The 17,389-nt window shown below is 61.4% G+C and carries 19 protein-coding genes; 10 read left to right on the top strand and 9 right to left on the bottom strand.

Features of this window, described 5'->3' with window-relative positions; all coding sequences use genetic code 11:
* Positions 1-99 precede the first annotated feature (99 nt).
* Together E2K80_RS02965 and E2K80_RS02970 are read left to right on the top strand one after the other, a co-directional pair.
* Positions 100-879 (top strand): gamma-glutamyl-gamma-aminobutyrate hydrolase family protein, encoded by a 780-nt coding sequence (locus tag E2K80_RS02965; protein WP_135372629.1) that lies wholly within the window; start codon positions 100-102, stop codon positions 877-879.
* Positions 880-932: 53 nt separating this feature from the next.
* Positions 933-1,355 (top strand): HIT family protein, encoded by a 423-nt coding sequence (locus E2K80_RS02970; protein WP_135372631.1) that lies wholly within the window; start codon positions 933-935, stop codon positions 1,353-1,355.
* 275 nt (positions 1,356-1,630) lie between these two features.
* On the opposite strand, the gene E2K80_RS02975 is transcribed toward E2K80_RS02970, so the two are convergent.
* The 5 genes from E2K80_RS02975 to purB all read right to left on the bottom strand — a co-directional run bounded on the left by E2K80_RS02975 (position 1,631) and on the right by purB (position 7,995).
* Positions 1,631-3,223, bottom strand: coding sequence for an ATP-dependent DNA ligase (locus E2K80_RS02975; RefSeq protein WP_135372633.1), 1,593 nt, complete (start codon positions 3,221-3,223; stop codon positions 1,631-1,633).
* 310 nt (positions 3,224-3,533) lie between these two features.
* On the bottom strand, positions 3,534-3,986 hold the full coding sequence (locus E2K80_RS02980; RefSeq protein ID WP_135372635.1) for an NUDIX hydrolase: 453 nt from the start codon (positions 3,984-3,986) through the stop codon (positions 3,534-3,536).
* A 173-nt stretch (positions 3,987-4,159) separates the two neighbouring features.
* Positions 4,160-5,173 (bottom strand): ligase-associated DNA damage response exonuclease, encoded by a 1,014-nt coding sequence (locus E2K80_RS02985; RefSeq protein WP_135372637.1) that lies wholly within the window; start codon positions 5,171-5,173, stop codon positions 4,160-4,162.
* Between the two features lie 147 nt (positions 5,174-5,320).
* On the bottom strand, positions 5,321-6,388 hold the full coding sequence (locus E2K80_RS02990) for a flagellar motor switch protein FliG (protein WP_168193083.1): 1,068 nt from the start codon (positions 6,386-6,388) through the stop codon (positions 5,321-5,323).
* A gap of 302 nt (positions 6,389-6,690) precedes the next feature.
* Positions 6,691-7,995: an adenylosuccinate lyase gene (gene purB / locus E2K80_RS02995; RefSeq protein WP_135372641.1), complete on the bottom strand. Its 1,305-nt coding sequence runs from the start codon at positions 7,993-7,995 to the stop codon at positions 6,691-6,693.
* 183 nt (positions 7,996-8,178) lie between these two features.
* On the opposite strand from purB, the gene E2K80_RS03000 reads away from it, so the two are divergent.
* On the top strand, positions 8,179-8,991 hold the full coding sequence (locus E2K80_RS03000) for a hypothetical protein (RefSeq protein ID WP_135372643.1): 813 nt from the start codon (positions 8,179-8,181) through the stop codon (positions 8,989-8,991).
* Positions 8,988-9,395 (top strand): DUF6314 family protein, encoded by a 408-nt coding sequence (locus tag E2K80_RS03005; RefSeq protein ID WP_238475636.1) that lies wholly within the window; start codon positions 8,988-8,990, stop codon positions 9,393-9,395. Before E2K80_RS03000 ends, E2K80_RS03005 begins: the two co-directional genes overlap by 4 nt.
* 129 nt (positions 9,396-9,524) lie before the next feature.
* Here E2K80_RS03005 and E2K80_RS03010 read toward each other — a convergent pair whose 3' ends face one another.
* From E2K80_RS03010 to rpsF, 4 genes are all read right to left on the bottom strand, one after another.
* Positions 9,525-9,938: a hypothetical protein gene (locus tag E2K80_RS03010; RefSeq protein ID WP_135372645.1), complete on the bottom strand. Its 414-nt coding sequence runs from the start codon at positions 9,936-9,938 to the stop codon at positions 9,525-9,527.
* Positions 9,939-10,109: 171 nt separating this feature from the next.
* Entirely contained in the window at positions 10,110-10,766 is a 657-nt protein-coding gene (gene rplI / locus E2K80_RS03015) for a 50S ribosomal protein L9 (protein WP_135372647.1), read from the bottom strand.
* Between the two features lie 11 nt (positions 10,767-10,777).
* Positions 10,778-11,005, bottom strand: a complete 228-nt coding sequence (rpsR, locus tag E2K80_RS03020; RefSeq protein WP_135372649.1) for a 30S ribosomal protein S18 — start codon at positions 11,003-11,005, stop codon at positions 10,778-10,780.
* An 18-nt stretch (positions 11,006-11,023) separates the two neighbouring features.
* Complete coding sequence (rpsF, locus tag E2K80_RS03025) at positions 11,024-11,377, bottom strand: 30S ribosomal protein S6 (RefSeq protein ID WP_135372651.1); 354 nt, start codon at positions 11,375-11,377, stop codon at positions 11,024-11,026.
* A gap of 295 nt (positions 11,378-11,672) precedes the next feature.
* On the opposite strand from rpsF, the gene fabD reads away from it, so the two are divergent.
* The 6 genes from fabD to E2K80_RS03055 all read left to right on the top strand — a co-directional run bounded on the left by fabD (position 11,673) and on the right by E2K80_RS03055 (position 17,283).
* Entirely contained in the window at positions 11,673-12,614 is a 942-nt protein-coding gene (gene fabD / locus E2K80_RS03030) for an ACP S-malonyltransferase (RefSeq protein WP_135372653.1), read from the top strand.
* A 92-nt stretch (positions 12,615-12,706) separates the two neighbouring features.
* Positions 12,707-13,444, top strand: coding sequence for a 3-oxoacyl-[acyl-carrier-protein] reductase (fabG, locus tag E2K80_RS03035; protein WP_135372655.1), 738 nt, complete (start codon positions 12,707-12,709; stop codon positions 13,442-13,444).
* Positions 13,445-13,941: 497 nt separating this feature from the next.
* Positions 13,942-14,175: an acyl carrier protein gene (locus E2K80_RS03040; protein ID WP_135372657.1), complete on the top strand. Its 234-nt coding sequence runs from the start codon at positions 13,942-13,944 to the stop codon at positions 14,173-14,175.
* A 226-nt stretch (positions 14,176-14,401) separates the two neighbouring features.
* A complete protein-coding gene (fabF, locus tag E2K80_RS03045) occupies positions 14,402-15,658 on the top strand; it encodes a beta-ketoacyl-ACP synthase II (RefSeq protein WP_135372659.1) in 1,257 nt (418 codons plus the stop codon).
* Positions 15,659-15,662: 4 nt separating this feature from the next.
* Positions 15,663-16,829, top strand: a complete 1,167-nt coding sequence (gene mltG, locus E2K80_RS03050; RefSeq protein ID WP_135372661.1) for an endolytic transglycosylase MltG — start codon at positions 15,663-15,665, stop codon at positions 16,827-16,829.
* 262 nt (positions 16,830-17,091) lie between these two features.
* On the top strand, positions 17,092-17,283 hold the full coding sequence (locus E2K80_RS03055) for a hypothetical protein (RefSeq protein ID WP_135372663.1): 192 nt from the start codon (positions 17,092-17,094) through the stop codon (positions 17,281-17,283).
* Positions 17,284-17,389: the final 106 nt, after the last annotated feature.

A 17,389-nucleotide genomic window follows, 5' to 3' on the forward strand; every position in this document is an offset into this window, starting at 1 on the left:
GGGCAGGTGCGCTGATGCACAGAGGGTTTCGCTTGGGCGCGGGTTTGCAGGGTTTCCACAGGCGCGTATAGAAAGACCATCTTGCATGACGGAGGGATCATGGGGCGACCTGTCATTGGTATCATCGGCAATCATCATCTGATCAATGATGAATATGCCACCCATGCGGGGGGCACGATGAATTCCGAGGCTGTGGCGGAGGTCTCGGAAGGGATGCCTCTGCTGATCCCGGCGGACCCGCGTTTTGTCTCGACCGAGGAACTGATGGAGACCTGTGCCGGGTTTCTGTTCACCGGCGGGCGCCCGAATGTCCACCCGGAGGAATATGGCGAGGCCGAAACCGAGGCCCATGGCGCCTTTGACCGCGCCCGCGATGCGGTTGCGCTGCCATTGATCCGCGCCTGTGTCGACCGGGGGCAGCCGTTTCTGGGGGTGTGCCGCGGCTTTCAGGAGGTGAATGTGGCCATGGGCGGCACGCTTTACCCGGAAATCCGCGATCTGCCCGGGCGCATGAACCATAGGATGCCGCCTGATGGCTCCCTTGATGAGAAATTCGCCCTGCGCCACAAGGTGAGCTTTTCCGAAAACGGGCCGTTTCACCGGTTGATGGGGGCCCGCCAGGTGATGACGAACACATTGCACGGGCAGGGGATCAAACGGGCCGGATCCCGCGTGGTGATTGATGGCCATGCAGAGGATGGCACGCCCGAGGCCATCTATATCGCCGATGCCCCGGGCCTTACCCTGTCGGTGCAGTGGCACCCGGAATACCGGGCCGCCGAAGACCCGGTATCGCGCCCGCTTTTCGCGGCCTTCGGGGTGGCGGCACGGGAATGGGCGGCGGGGCAGCGCCCGGTCTCGGTTGCGGATGTGGCCTGAGACGGGTTTCAGCGCTATATCCTGACCGGACAGCAAGAAGGATGGTGGCGCCTGTGACCAGATATGACCCTGAGAATATTTTTGCGAAAATCCTGCGTGGCGATCTTCCGGCCGAGCGGGTCTATGAGGATGACGAGACGGTTGCGATCATGGATATCATGCCGCGCGCCGATGGCCATTGCCTGGTGATCCCGCGCAGCGGCGCGCGCAATCTGCTGGATGCCACACCGGCGCAACTGACTGCCTGTATCCAGACGGTGCAGACACTGGGCCATGCGGTGATGACCGCGTTTGAGGCCGATGGCGTGACCCTTCAGCAATTCAACGAGGCGGCAGGCGGGCAGGAGGTGTTCCACCTGCATTTCCATGTCCTGCCGCGCCATGAGGGCCAGCCGATACGCCCCCCGGGCATAATGGCCGATCCCGAGGCTCTGGCAGCCCATGCCGCGAAGATCAGGGCTGTGTTGGCGGGGTAGAACGAAATCGTTTATTCTGTGCCATCGTTCATCGAAATTCGCGTTTGAGCCGAAGGCGAGAGGCCGCTTTTTTCGAGACAAGGCCTATCCGAAACGCATCAGGCGTTTTCCTCAAGGAAAACGACAGGGAAAACTCCAGTTTTCCCGTTCGGAATTCTGCAGAATTCCGGCAATCGCGCTTTGCCGCGCATCAAGACTGTCGTTATAGCGTTTCAACATAAAGTCGAAACGCGTTAGCAGTCGCACCTCAACAGGTTGTTCCGATCCAGGCCCAGTCAGCCATATTGCGCCAGCATCTGTTGCAGATCCTCGAATGTATTGGCCTCCTCAACCGGTTTGTCGCGCCGCCAGCGCAGCATCCGGGGGAAGCGCAGGGCGACACCGGATTTGTGCCGGGGTGAGGCCTGAATGCCTTCAAAGGCGATCTCGAACACATGTTGCGGGGTCACGGCGCGGACCGGGCCGAATGTGTCGGTTGTGTTCTTGCGGACCCAGGCGGTGATCTCGCGAAACTCCGCATCGGTCAGGCCGGAATAGGCCTTGGCGAAGGGCACCAGATCGGTGCCCTTCCAGACCGCGAAGGTGAAATCGGTATACAGTGTTGCCCGGCGCCCCGATCCGGCCTGGGCATAGATCATCACCGCATCAATGGTCAGCGGATCGACCTTCCATTTCCACCAGTCGCCTTTTTTGCGGCCTGCCAGATAGGGGGCGGACAGGCGTTTCAGCATCAGACCCTCGGCACCGATCTCGCGGCTGATCTGGCGGGCGGCGACAAGATCATCCCAGCTTTGGGCCGGAACCGCGGCGGAAAGGCGGAGCGGGAGGGCAGGGGGCAGATGCGCGATATGTGTTTCAAGCAAAGCGCGGCGGGCGGAAATGGGCCGGTCGCGGATATCCGCGCCCTCCCATTCCAGCAGGTCATAGGCCATCAGGATCACCGGCGCCTCGGCCAGCAGTGTCTTCGGCACCGTCTTGCGCCCGATGCGGGGTTGCAGCCGCGAGAAAGGCAGCGGTTTTTCCGCAGCAAAGGCCAGCACTTCGGCATCCAGAACGGTGCCGTCGGGCAAAAAATCCTTAAGCTGGGCCAGTTCCGGAAACCTGTCAGTCATCAGCTCTTCACCCCGCGACCACAGGAAATGCTGCCCCTCGCGCAGGATGAACTGGCCACGAATCCCGTCCCATTTCCGCTCGGCCAGCCAGTTGGTCACCGGGCCAAGGGCGTCCGGCGGACCGTCGAGTTGATAGGCCAGATAAAACGGGTAGGGGCGCGACAGATCGGCGGTCGGGTCAGGGGCCTCGATCAGGGCGTGAAAACTGGTGGTTTCCGGGGTCCAGTTGCCCATCAGACGGTGGGTCAGATCCGGTTCCTCCACGCCCGTGGCCTGAGACAGGGCGCGGGTCATGAGTTTTTGGCTGACCCCCATGCGCCAGCCGCCGGTGATCAGCTTGTTGAACACGAAACGCTCTGTCGGTGGCAGTTGATCCCAGGCCGCGAGGATCGCGGTTTTCTTCTCGGCCTCACCGGCGGTGCCCAATGTGCGCAACGCGGTGATCCAGTGTGTCAGGCTGTGATCGCTGGTCCGGGTGGCCGGGGGCAGCACAAGGGCGATGGTTTCGCTCAGATCGCCGACCACCGGATAACAGTCTTCGAACAGCCAAAGCGGAATGTCGGCCCGTTCCGCCGCCCATGCGCGCAGAAGCGTGGTGGTCACCGTGCGGCGCGGGCGGCGACCGGAGAGCAGGGCGATGGTCCACAGCTTGTCATCCGCCGGGGCATCGCGGAAATACTCCGCCAGCGCGGCGGTCTTGAGGCTGGTTTTGGTGGTCTGGTCCAGCGCGGTGAACAGGGCGGCGAAACGTTTCATCCCGGTATCACAGGATGATGCGGGTGACCTGCCCGGCGTGGAACATCGCGCGTCTTTGACGGAATGAAACGGATTTTCTGCATCCTATAGCGTTTCGACTTTACCTTGAAGCAATACAACGCCTTTCGCGTTTGAGCCAAAGGCGAGAGGCAGCGAAAGGCGTTTCAAAATGAAGTCGAAACGCTTTGTAATGGGGCTGTGTCGCGCAATATTGGCCTTCAATGCAGCCCGCGCCAAGGTCGACAGGGCGGGACGAAGCGGACCTCGGTCGATGTCGATTTAACGTCCGCTTTCTAGCCGTTAGAAATGATCAACCGGCAACTTCATTTATGGAAGTTAGAGAAAGGCCAAAGTCTACAACCTCTACCCTGTTCAATTGTTGGACTGCGTCGATTGAGAACCAAGCTGCCCCCACCGTTGTATCATCGCCCCTGAAGTCTGTCTTGAGTTCGCCTTCACAGTTCCGCGCTTTGAATATCAAGCGGAGTGCGAGGCCGCATTGTCTTCGCTCGGATGTCCTTTCGTCAAACCACTCCGACTGTGCACCTAATAAGGGGCCGATATCTGCGCATAGGCCAGTCTCTTCCTCCAGTTCACGTAGTGCTGTTTCGTGTGCCTGCTCGCCCCATTCCATGCCGCCACCCGGCAACGTCCAAGCGCCGGATTTGGGATGCCCGGCTTTGCTAAATTGCGTCAGCAAAATCTGTTGGTTTGCGTCAACAGCAACGACATAGGCTGCTGCCCTTTGCCAATCGATACTCATTCCAGTGCCTATTCATTTTTCCGAGAAGGTGACATTGGCGGCAATGCAGCATTCTTGCAAGACGGGCTCTTTTCCCTCTTTCTCTGCATCCAGCGCCAAGGTCCGCTTTCCCGATTTTGGGTCGGTTTATGACGTAAAGGTCAAAACCGTCTGACATTCCACACCCCGGCAGATCATGCCTGATCCTTCTTGGTGTCCTGTTCATCCAGGCTCTCGCCGTTGTAATCGGTTTCGACAATGCCTGCGTCATAGCCCTGATCTCTCAGCCAGCGACAGAACTGGGCCGTATAGCCATGGGTGACAAACACCCGTTCGGCGCCCGTGGCCCGGATCGCGCTGTTCAAGCCTTCCCAATCCGCGTGGTCCGAGATCACAAAGCCCCGGTCGGCGGCGCGGCGGCGGCGCATGCCCCGCAGGCGCATCCAGCCTGATGCGAAACCGGTGGAGGCAGGGCCGAACCGGCGCATCCAGGCAGAGCCAAGCGCCGAGGGCGGGGCCAGAACCATCGGGCCGGGCAGGGTTTTGAGGTCAAGATCGGGGGTGACCGGAATGGTCTCGGGCAGGGCCAGGCCCTGGGCGCGGATCACCTGATTGGTCGCCTCCACCGCGCCATGGGTCAGGATCGGGCCGATGGCCGGGTCCAGCAGGCGCAGCACCCGTTGCGCCTTGCCCAGGGAATAGACCCCCAGAACCGAGGCGCGGTTCGCGGCGGCATTCGCGGCCCACCAACCGTTGATATCTGCGGCCAGTGTCGCCTGATCCGGCCATTTATAGATCGGCAGGCCGAAGGTGGATTCGGTGATGAACGCATGGCAACGCACCGGTTCAAACGGTTCCGACAGCCCGTCATCAACGGTTTTGTAATCGCCCGAGGCAACCCAGACCTCGCCCGAGACCTCCACCCTGATCTGGGCAGAGCCCGGCACATGGCCTGCGGGGTGATAGCTGACCCGCGCCGCGCCGATCTGCCGGGTTTCGCCATAGGCCAGCGTGTCCAGCGCGATATCCCCAAGCCGGTGACGTATGACCGGCGCGGCAGAACCGGTGGTCAGATAGCGGCCATGGCCCGGACGGGCATGATCCGCATGGCCATGGGTGATCAAAGCGCGGTCAACCGGTTTCCACGGGTCGATATAGAACCCGCCTGCGGGGCAATAAATGCCGCGATCTGTGAATTGCAGGACCATTCCACCGCCTCCGATCCACCCGGATCATAGGGGGTGGGGGCCGTGGCGGCTAGGGTTCGGGCCCGGCCCGGGGCTGCCGCCGGGCGGGAGATTGATGTGGACCATTGTGGTGGACTGTCCGGCCGCGGCCATGGCGCCCCCCCAACCCTATATCTCGTCCTCCTCCTGCGGGATCAGCATGATTTCATTGCTTTCGACCAGATCGCGGATCGCGGTGATGATCTCGGCCATTGCGGCCTCTCCTTCATTCAGGCGGGGGGTGCCGAGGGTTTCGGCGTCTTCGCGCAACTGTTCGGCCATGCGTTTCGACATGTTTTCCAGCAGGAATTCCACCGCAATGGGATATTCGGCCAGACCCGAGGCACAGGCGATGATCGCCTTGCCGGGGTCCACCAGGCGCATCACCTTCGGCACATCGGTCGGTTTCAGGCGTTTGGGGATATGTTCGAAGGTAAAGATCGCGCGGCGCACCTGTTCGGCAAATTCGGCATTGCGTTTGTCCAGCCCGTCGAGAATGGCATCGCGGATCGAGCCCGAGGCCGCGTTCAGGATTGCGCCGACCCGGTCCACCGCGCTGGTATTGAAGGCGATCTTGGGTTTGTTCCCAAGCTGGCCGGTCAGGGTCATGCCGATGCGGTCAACCATGTCGGGCGAGACCGTGCTGGTCAGCGACACCGCATGTGCGACCAGTTCGGCGCGGTCTTCGGGCAGCATGGCCAGAATCTCGGCCGCACGGGCGACAGAAAGTTTCGACAGAAGGATCGCGCACACCTCGGCGCTTTCGCTGGTGATCAGCGCCACCAGATCCTCATCTTCCAGTTCCGCCAGCCGGGCCCAGGGATCGGCGGGGGTCTGGGCCTGGGTTTCGGCCAGAAGCCCCTCGCGTGCCGGGGCGGACAGATGCGGCTCCAGCAGGGTCAGCGCATCTGGCAGACCTTCGGGAAAGATCAGGGCCAGATTGTCGAGCGCGGTTGTGAACTCCTGCACCACGCCGGCAAGTGTGGCGCGGTTCACATGGCTGAGCGTTGCCATATACCGGGCCAGACGTTCCTGCTGCACCGGGGTCAGCCGGTCCAGCGCCAGGGGCACATCTTCGGACAGTAGCAGTCGGACGATCACCGCCGCCTTCTGCCCCGGTGTCAGCCGTTGAACCGCCCCCGGCCCACCGGATGGGGCGGGGCCCGCATGATCCAAAACCTCGCCACCCTGCGCCATTGCCTTGCCCCGTTCATTGTCTGCCCACCACAGGGGCCAGCATTGGGGGGCAGGGTTAAGCCCGGGTTTCCAACGCTGCGGGAAATCCGATGGATTTTCAGTGAATTTCTCTGGTTTCGGGACGAGAGGCCACACCATCCTTGCGCCCGGCGGCACCGCCGGGCAGCGCCCGTACCGCGCCCACGGGGCGCGGGCGCTTCTCACCCAGCCCTCGGTTCGGGCGATGCCCTCGGCATTCATGTGGTTATGTGGTCGGTTTCTGCTCTATAGCGGTTTGCGTTTGATCTGCATCGAAAACCGCTTTAATCGCCAAACACCCGGGCAAAGATCGTGTCCACGTGTTTGGTGTGATAGCCGAGGTCGAATTTCTCGGCAATCTCGGTCGGGCTGAGCGCGGCGGTCACCTCGGCATCACCCAGAAGCTCCTGTTGAAAATCCTTGCCCTCTTCCCAGACCTTCATCGCATTGCGCTGCACCAGCCGATAGGCATCCTCGCGGCTGATGCCTGCCTGTGTCAGGGCCAGAAGCACCCGTTGGGAATGCACGAGACCGCGGAATTTATGCATGTTTGCCAGCATGTTGTCAGGGTAGATCACCAGTTTTTCGATCACGCCGGTCAGCCGGGCAAGGGCAAAATCAAGGGTGATCGTGGCATCAGGGCCGATCATCCGTTCGACCGAGGAATGGCTGATATCGCGTTCATGCCAAAGCGCCACATTTTCCATCGCCGGGATCACCGACATGCGCACCAGCCGCGCCAGCCCGGTCAGGTTCTCGGTCAGCACCGGGTTGCGCTTATGGGGCATCGCCGAAGAGCCTTTCTGGCCTTTGGAAAAGAACTCCTCGGCCTCCAGAACCTCGGTGCGCTGCATATGGCGGATCTCGATGGCGATATTCTCGATACTGCTGGCGATGACGCCCAGGGTGGCAAAGAACATCGCATGGCGGTCGCGGGGGATAACCTGGGTCGAGATCGGCTCCGGCTCCAGCCCCAGTTGCGCGCAGACATGAGCCTCGACCGCGGGGTCGATATTGGCAAAAGTCCCCACCGCGCCCGAGATGGCGCCGGTGGCAATCTCGGCCCGCGCGGTGCGCAGACGGGTGCGGTTCCGGTCCATCTCGGCATAGAAGCGTGCGAAGGTCAGGCCCATGGTCACCGGCTCGGCATGGATGCCATGGGACCGGCCGATGCGCACATCCATCCTGTGTTCATGGGCCCGGCGTTTCAGGGCCGCCAAGAGCGCCTCCATATCCGCCAGAAGGATATCGGCGGCACGCACCAGTTGTACGTTCAGCGTGGTGTCGAGTACATCCGACGAGGTCATGCCCTGATGCACGAACCGGGCCTCGTCATTGCCGATGATCTCGGCCAGATGGGTCAGAAAGGCGATGACATCATGTTTGGTGACGGCCTCGATCTCATCAATCCGGGCGACATCGAAAGCCACGTCTTTGGCCTTCCACACTGCCTGCGCATTCTCTTTCGGGATCACCCCGAGGGCGGCCTGGGCATCGCAAGCATGGGCCTCGATCTCATACCAGATGCGGAATTTGCTGGCGGGCTCCCAAAGGGCGACCATTTGTGGGCGGGAATAGCGGGGGATCATGGGGCAGTCCTTCGTAGCAGCCTTCAAGCACGCCCGCGTGGTTTACGGAGCCTGAGGGCCAAGGACAAGCGCAGAGGTGGCGCAAGACGCCGGACGCAGGGCCGTGGGGTGAATTTCATTGCCCTCTGATGCAGAATGGCCCAAGCCTTGATCGGAACGGTCTCACCTGCGGAGGGTCTTTTCATGTCTTTTTGCCGTGTGGCCCCTTTTGTGGTTGGCCTCTGCCTTGGGGCGCTGCCCGCACCGGCAGAGGAAGATTTTGGCTGGGCCTATACAAGGTCTGTCGATCCCGACCCTTCTGAAACGCGCCTGACCCTCATCTATGGGGGGACAGACCCGGATGCGGCACAGATCATCGCCCGGTGCGGGATCGGGGCGGGCGGGCCCTACACGGGTGTGCAACTGACAACGGATCTGGACGAGGCCAGTATCGGTACCATCGTGTCTTATGAGATAAGCGCGGGCGCAGCCAACCTGACAGGCGCAGCGACAGTGCTTGCACCGGGCCATAAGGACGGCCTTGTGCGTCTGGCTTTCAGGCTGGACCTGGAATCGCCGATCTGGCTGGCTTTATCCATCTCCAGGCGGTTGGAATACGGGTATTCCGGGGAAACTCTGGAAACCGTCTCGCTGGACGGGATCGGCAGGATGGCCATGCAGTTTCGCGATGAGTGTGCGATGATCGGGGAACTGACAGAGGCCGGGGGCGGCACAGGCTGGGTCCGGCTGGAGGAAAGTGAAATCACCACTCTGCTCACCGGTCATGATCTGATCTATGACACTGGCGCATTCCAGCAATTCCTGCCCTCGGGCCGGACGTTTTATCGCGCGGGGGAGGCAAGCTGGGGCTATTGGCGGGTGGAGGCGGGCCGGTATTGCAGCCAATGGCCCCCGGGAGAGGGCTGGGACTGCTATGATCTGGAGCATGACGGGGCCGCATCCCTGCGCTTCATTGACGATTGGGGCCATATCTCGGTCGGGAGGTTTGCAGAGTGATCACTCTGGCGGCGCTGGAAGGGGTCTGGTGTCTGGATCGTGAGATCGACGACCGCCGCGCGGGGCTGACAGGCCGCTTCGTGGGAGAGGCGATCTGGGCGCCCGACGGCGCCGGGCTGACCCAGACCGAAACCGGGCTGTTGCGCTATGGCACGGCCCCGCCGATGCAGGCCACGCGACGCTATATATGGCGGGAGGGACATGGCGGCCCGGAGGTGTTCTTTGCCGATGGCCGCCCGTTTCATCAGGTGACCGGAACAGGCGCGGCCCATCATGACTGCCCGCCGGATGTCTATGAGGTGCGGTATGAGGTGACGGATTGGCCGCTTTGGCAAAGCCGTTGGCAGGTGTCGGGGCCGCGCAAGGATGCGGTGATCATCAGCCGGTATCGGCGGATACCTTGATTGCGATAGGCTGGCTGTGCCGCAGGGGTGGAAAACTCCAGTTTTCCATACGGAATTCTGCAGAATTCCGGTGCCTGCGCTTTGCGCGCATCCGGCTTTCCGCATTTTACCTGAAACCTGCATCTCCGCTCAATCATCCGCGTCATCGGCCTTCATCAGACGGTCGGATTTTTTGCGCACCAGCACGCTGCGCAGGTCATGCATCGCCAGCAAAAGCCGGTCGGTGACATCTTCCAGATCCTCATCGCTGGCGCGGGATTGCGCCCAATGGGTGGTCAGGTTCATGTAATCCACGGCCCGGTGGATATCGTCGATATCGCGATCCGCCAGAACGGCCTGCCGTTCGTCCATCCATTCGGCGATCACCGCATTTTCCTCGGCGCTCAGCACATGGTCCCCATGGGGTTTCACATTGCCGTTGCGGATGTTGACCACGGCGATTTCCTGCATCTCGATCCGGCGCTGGCGGTTTTCGGTATCAATCCGAAACACGGCCGCGCCATTCTCGCGGATGCGGAAATAGAATTCTGGTAGATCTGACATTGCCTGCCCTTGCCCCGTTTGGCCCAGCCTAAAGCGGTTTGCGTTTGATTTGAATCGAAAAACCGGCCGGTGGATCAGGCCGGTCTTCGATCTGCCGGCAGAGGGGTGGGCGACAGAAAAAAACCGCGCCCGAAAAGGCGCGGTTTCAACAGGATACGTGATCAGGCGCGATCAGGCGGTTTCGTCGTCACCGTCTTCCGTGCTGCCGTCTGCGTCAGAGGAGGCTTCGGCCTCTTCGGCACCGGCGGTGCCCTCTTCCAGATCATCAAGCTGCGCGGCGCCGATATCGTCGAACAGTTCGGCGATTTCGAACTCCGCCGCGGCTTCTTCCTCGGCGGCCAGATCCTGTATAGATTTGCCCGAGGCCTGAAGCTCGGCCTCTTCGGGGGACCGGGCCACATTCAGCAGAATATCCACCTCGACCTCGGGGTGCAGGATCACATGCACCGTATGCAGGCCCAGATCCTTGATCGGGCGTGACAGGGCGACCTGTTTGCGATCAACGGTAAAGCCATCCGCCGTCGCGGCCTCCGCTGCGTCACGGGTGGTGACAGAGCCATAAAGCGCACCGGCATCCGAGGCGGACCGGATCACGATGAACTGCTGACCAGCCAGCTTTTCGCCCATCTTGTCGGCTTCGGCCTTGGTCTCCAGGTTCTGCGTTTCAAGCTGCGCTTTCTGGTTTTCAAACGCCTTCAGATTCGCATCATTGGCGCGCAGCGCCTTTTTCTGCGGCAGAAGATAGTTGCGCGCATAGCCCTGTTTGACCGAGACCACATCGCCCATCTGGCCCAGTTTGGCCACGCGTTGCAGAAGAATAACATCCATGGTTGTTCTCCTTATTTCACGGCGTAGGGCAGCAATGCCAGAAACCGGGCGCGCTTGATGGCCTGGGCCAGTTTGCGCTGGTTCTTGGCACCGACAGCGGTGATGCGCGACGGCACGATCTTGCCACGCTCAGAGATGTAGCGTTGCAGAAGGCGGGTGTCTTTATAGTCGATCTTCGGCGCGTTATCGCCCTCAAACGGGTCAGATTTGCGACGACGGAAAAATGGTTTGGCAGCCATGGGTCTGATCCTTTCCTGTCAGCGACGTTCGCGGCGGTCGCCACGGTCGTCACGTTTCTGCATCTGGACCGAGGGCAGCTCGGCATGTTCATCGACCTTGATGGTCAGAACCCGCATTACGTCATCATGCAGACGCATCAGGCGTTCCATTTCCTGCACGGCGGGCGCGGGGGCGTCGCTGCGCATATAGGCGTAATGGCCCTTGCGGTTCTTGTTGATCTTGTAGGCCATGGTCTTGATGCCCCAATACTCGTGATCCACGAGGTTGCCGCCATTATCGGTCAGCACGGTGCCAAAATGTTCGATCAGGCCTTCGGCTTGCGTGTTGGACAGATCCTGACGCGCAATCATCACATGCTCATAAAGCGGCATGTCATCTCCAGTTCATGTCAAAGCGTGTTTCAAAGACCGGGGCTGTGATCCTCCGCCCCCCGGTCACGAGAGACCACGCCGGTGCAAAACAACGACGAAGGATTGGCGGCTTATAAGAGGGCCGGGGCCATGGCGCAAGACCCCTGATGCAGGGCTGTGGAAACCGCGCGTTTTCCATCTGGAATTCCTGCGAATTGCAGATGCTGCGATATGTCTGAAACCGGTTCACAATTGCGAAAAAGACCCGCATGCTCTAGCCCCGAGCCTGAAAGCAAGCGATGTGGAGGAGCATCCCATGACCCGAGCCTTTATTTTCCCCGGTCAGGGCGCGCAGACCATTGGCATGGGCCATGACCTGGCCCAGGCCTATCCGGCGGCCAAAGCGGTGTTTGACGAGGTCGATGACGCTTTGGGTGAACGCCTGAGCACGCTGATCTGGGAGGGAGAGATCGACACGCTGACCCTGACCCGCAATGCGCAGCCTGCGCTGATGGCAACCTCGATGGCGGCGATGGCGGCGCTGAAATCCGAAGGGGTCGCGGTGACCGAGGCCGCGTTTGTCGCGGGCCATTCGCTTGGCGAATATTCGGCGCTTTGCGCGGCGGGGTCGATATCGCTGGCCGATACCGCCCGGTTGCTGCGCCGCCGGGGCGAGGCGATGCAGGAGGCCGTGCCCATGGGAGAGGGGGCGATGGCGGCCCTGCTGGGGCTGGATTTCGAGGCGGCGGTGGCCGTGGCGGAAGAGGCGGCGGACGGCCAGGTTTGTCAGGCGGCAAATGACAATGATCCGGCGCAGGTTGTGGTGTCCGGCCACCGGGCGGCGGTGATGCGCGCGGTGGAGATTGCCAAGGTTGCGGGCGCGAAGCGGGCGATACTGCTGCCGGTCAGCGCCCCGTTCCATTGCGCGTTGATGGAACCGGCGGCCAAAGTCATGGCCGACGCGTTGAGCCATGTGGATGTGGAAGAACCGGTGGTGCCGCTGGTGGGCAATGTCACGGCGCGGTCGGAACGCTCTAAAATGCTGATCAGGAACAATCTGGTGGATCAGGTTACCGGATCGGTGCGCTGGCGTGAAAGCGTGTTGTGGATGGGCGAAAACGGTGTGACCGAGACCTGGGAAATTGGCGCGGGCAAGGCCCTGACGGGTATGGTGCGGCGGATCAACCGGGAGATTGCAACCTGTGCCGTGGGCACAGCCGATGATGTAAAGGCGGCTGCGGCGAGCCTGGGGGCGTAGCGACGGGCGGGTTTGCGGTAAGACATTTTTGTACCCCCTTTCGCGGGGCGGACCGGGCGCCGGATATGGGCCAATGGAAAAGGAAATCCACAATGTTCGATTTGACAGGAAAAACCGCGCTGGTGACCGGGGCGTCCGGTGGGATCGGGGCCGATATCGCGCGTCATCTGCATGGGGCGGGTGCCACGGTCGGCCTCAGCGGAACCCAGGTGGCGCCCCTGGAGGAGCTGGCCGCTGAACTGGCAGAGCGGGCGCATGTGCTGCCCTGCAACCTCAGCGATGCGGATGCGGTGGAGGCCCTTCCAAAACAAGCCATTGCCGAGATGGGGTCAGTGGATATCCTTGTGAATAACGCAGGGATAACGCGGGATAACCTGTTCATGCGCATGTCTGACGAGGACTGGGCCAGCGTGCTGGAGGTGAACCTGACCTCGACCATGCGACTGTGCCGGGGGGTGTTGCGCGGAATGATGAAAGCCCGCTGGGGGCGGATTGTGAATATCAGTTCGGTTGTGGGGGCCACGGGCAACCCGGGGCAGGGCAATTATGCCGCCTCGAAGGCCGGAATGGTGGGCATGTCGAAATCGCTTGCCTATGAGGTGGCCTCGCGCGGGATCACGGTGAATGCGGTGGCACCGGGTTTCATCGAAACGGCGATGACCGGGAAACTGACAGAAGATCAGAAAGGCAAGATTCTGACGCAGATCCCGACGGGACGGATGGGGACACCGGCGGAGATTGCGGCAGCGGTGTTGTATCTGGCAAGTGCCGAGGCCGGATATGTCACCGGAACCGTGCTGCATGTGAATGGCGGAATGGCGATGTTGTGATCCGCGCTGTCTGGCGCGGTCGGGGCCGCTATTGCGCTGTGCGGTACATTCATTCCGGTGCAGATAACGGTATCCTTTTTGAAGGCGTAACTTTTATTTCGGATAGTGAAAACGGCAGAAAATCCACGGGAAAACTGGCATATTGCGGGTCATCTGCGGGCGTTCCGCGCGGCGAAGGGCTGGATTTTTGGCGCCCGGTGCCTCATGTGTGGCAGCAGATTGATGGCGTTGTGCGCAAAGCGGATCGGAGCGGGACAGTGCCCCTGTCTTCCCGGGACGCTCTGTCATACGGCTTTCGGGGTTCGGTTATGGTGCCGGAAAAACCGCTATCACCGTAGTTGCCTTCGCGTCGGAGTATGCTATAGGCGGCGCAGATTTTCCGGGGGACGGTGACGTCAGACGGATATGGCGCGGGCAACCGGGTCAGAAACCGCCATATGGGCGAAACGAAGGGTGGCGCGAAGCATGCCAGCCCATAACGTATGAGGAAAAAGACCATGAGCGACATCGCAGATCGCGTTAAGAAAATCGTCGTTGAGCACCTGAGTGTGGAAGAGGACAAAGTGACCGAGAATGCCTCGTTCATTGACGACCTGGGCGCAGATTCGCTCGACACTGTTGAACTGGTGATGGCGTTTGAAGAAGAATTCGGCATCGAAATTCCCGATGATGCGGCTGAGACGATCCAGACTTTTGGCGACGCGGTGAAGTTCATCAAGGACGCCTCGTAAGCGACAGCTTGCTGGGTTACGATTTGCAGGCGGCACCTTTGACAGGTGCCGTTTTTGCGTTTGGGGCCGGTGGTGACATGAGGGTGATCTTCAGGCGGGGTGCAGGCCGCGGGTGCCTCCGGCGGAAGTATTTCTGAGATAGAGAAGCAGGGCGGGGCCGATTGCAGTGATTGCCCATTGGCGGTATCACGTATCGGATTGGGCTGAGAATAAAGAGGGGCAGATCATGCGTCGTGTTGTTGTTACCGGGCTGGGCCTGGTTACGCCATTGGCATGCGGGGTCGAGGAAAGCTGGTCACGTTTGCTGGCCGGGCAATCGGGCGCCGGGACCATCACCAAATTTGACACGACCGGTTTTGCCACGACCTATGCCTGTGAGGTGCCGCGCGGCGATGGGTCGGACGGAACATTCAACCCCGATGACTGGATGGAGCCGAAAGAGCAGCGCAAGGTGGATGAGTTCATCCTCTATGGCATGGCGGCGGCGCAACAGGCGGTGGAAGATGCGGGCTGGACCCCCGAGGGGCGCGAGGATCAGATCCGCACCGGGGTGATGATCGGTTCCGGCATCGGCGGGCTGAATTCGATTGCCGATACCTCGATTGTGCTGAACGAGCGCGGGCCACGGCGGGTATCGCCGTTCTTTGTGCCCGGCGCGCTGATCAATCTGGTCTCGGGGCAGGTGAGCATCCGCTACGGGTTCAAGGGGCCGAACCATGCGGTGGTGACCGCCTGTTCCACCGGCGCCCATGCGATTGGTGACGCGGCGCGGCTGATCATGCTGGATGATGCGGATGTGATGATTGCCGGGGGCGCCGAAAGCCCGATCGGGGCGATCGGTGTGGCCGGGTTCAATGCCTGCAAGGCGTTGAGCACCAAGCGCGGCGATACGCCGGAGGCGGCGAGCCGGCCCTGGGACGCGGATAGCGACGGGTTTGTCATGGGCGAGGGCGCCGGTGTGGTCGTGCTGGAGGAATATGAGCATGCCATGGCCCGGGGTGCGAAGATCTATGCCGAGATACTGGGTTATGGCCTGTCGGGGGATGCCCATCACATCACCGCGCCACCGCCGGATCATGAAGGTGCCGAGCGGGCGATGCGCGCGGCGCTGAAACGGGCCGGGCTACAGCCATCGGATGTGGATTACGTGAATGCCCATGGCACCTCGACCATGGCCGATACGATTGAACTGGCGGCGGTTGAGCGGCTGATGGGGGATCATGCGGCGGATCTGCTGATGTCCTCCACCAAATCGGCCACCGGGCATCTGCTGGGCGCGGCCGGGGCGATCGAGGCGATCTTTTCGATCCTGGCGCTGCGTGATCAGGTGGTGCCGCCGACCATCAATCTGGATAATGTGGCGGCTGAAACGCAGATCAACCTGTGTGCCAATGCCAAGGTCGAGGGGGAGATCAATGTGGTTCAGTCGAACTCTTTCGGGTTCGGCGGGACCAATGCCTGTCTGATCATGGGGAAAGTCTGACCTTATGTGGAAACACATCGCGGCCAACGGGCTGAGCTTTCTGATTGTCGGGTTTATCGCCTTTGCCGGGGTCATCGGCTGGGGCCAGCGGACATTTACAAGCGAAGGCCCGCTGGATCAGGCGATTTTCTTTGAAGTGGCGCGGGGGGCGAGCCTGCGGACGGTTTCGGAAAACCTGTCGGAAGAGGGGGCGATTTCGAGCGCGATGATCTTTCGCCTTGGAGCGGATTACACCGATCAGGCGGGCGCCTTGCGGTTTGGGAATTACGAAATTCCGGCGGGGGCCTCGATGGTGGATATTCTGGATATCCTGACCTCGGGCGGGGCCTCGACCTTCCGTTACACGGCCACATTCGTACTGGAAAATCAGGGATCGGGGGAGATCCGCCTGCGGGAGCGTGTGCCGGGGACCGGCGAGATTATCGACCTGGCGCGGTTCGCCTATGAGGAGGAGGTGCCGGAGATTTACCGGGAGCTGACAGCCGGGGATGCGGGCGTGGTGTATCGCATTTCGGTGCCCGAGGGCCTGACCAACTGGCAGATTGTCGAGGGTCTGACCCAGGCGGAATTTCTGAGCGGAGAGGTGTCTGAGCAACCGGCCGAAGGGATGCTGGCGCCCGATACCTATGAGGTGGCCCGGGGCGCCGACCGGCAGGGTTTGCTGGACCGGATGCAGGCGGCGCAGGAGGATATTCTGGCCCTGGCCTGGGCGGAGCGGGCCGATGATGTGCCGCTGGATACGCCGGAAGAGGCGCTGATACTGGCCTCGATCATCGAGAAAGAGACGTCGGTGCCCGGAGAACGGGGCGCTGTGGCCAGTGTGTTCGAGAATCGGCTGAACCGGGGGATGCGGTTGCAGACCGATCCGACGGTGATTTACGGGGTCACAAACGGGCGCGGTGTGTTGGGGCGCGGCATCCGGCAAAGCGAATTGCGCGATGACAACCCCTGGAACACCTATGTGATTGACGGGCTGCCCGCGACGCCGATCGCGAACCCGGGGCGGGCGGCAATCGCGGCGGCGGTGAACCCGGATGAGACGGATTTCGTGTTCTTCGTGGCCGATGGGAGCGGCGGGCATGCCTTTGCCGAAACCCTTGAGGAACATAATGAAAATGTTGCCCGTTGGCGGCAGATCGAGGCCGAGCAGGGGGCGGCCGAGACCGAGTGAGGGCAGAGGCGATGGACCGAGGGGCCAGCCCCTCGTGCTCCCCGGGATATTGGTAAAGCAGAGAAGGCAGGGTTAACAGATCGTAACAGCGTGCGGTCTGTGTTAAGTATTTGGAAATAAAAAACTTATTGACTATGCGAACGGTCTCTGGCATCTCTTGTGGCATGCTGGAAGAAGTGGGTAAGCGGCCCGGGAGTTGATCCCCGTGGTCGCTTTTTCGTTTCTCGCTCGTGCGGATTTTCAGGCACGGGAAATTTCAAACATGACAGTGATTACAGAAGACAGATCCGGCCCGGGAACGGACCGGGAAGATATGGCGCGGGCGGACCGGGTTGTGACGCAGGCGATGAAGGCGTTCGAAGTGACGCTGGAAGTTCTGGACGATGCGGTTGAGACCCTGAGGGCCGGGGCAATGGCGGGGGGCAGGAGGTCTCGAAAGACCTCAGGGCGATGAATGGCGCCTTTCTGTTCGCTTTGGCTATGGAGGAGAAGGCACGTGTTGCAGCAGGAAAACATGTCGGGGGCGGGGCGGGAGGCCGGTTTGACCTCGACGCGGCCCG

It is taken from the genome of Rhodophyticola sp. CCM32 (assembly GCF_004751985.1).
Taxonomy (GTDB): domain Bacteria; phylum Pseudomonadota; class Alphaproteobacteria; order Rhodobacterales; family Rhodobacteraceae; genus Rhodophyticola.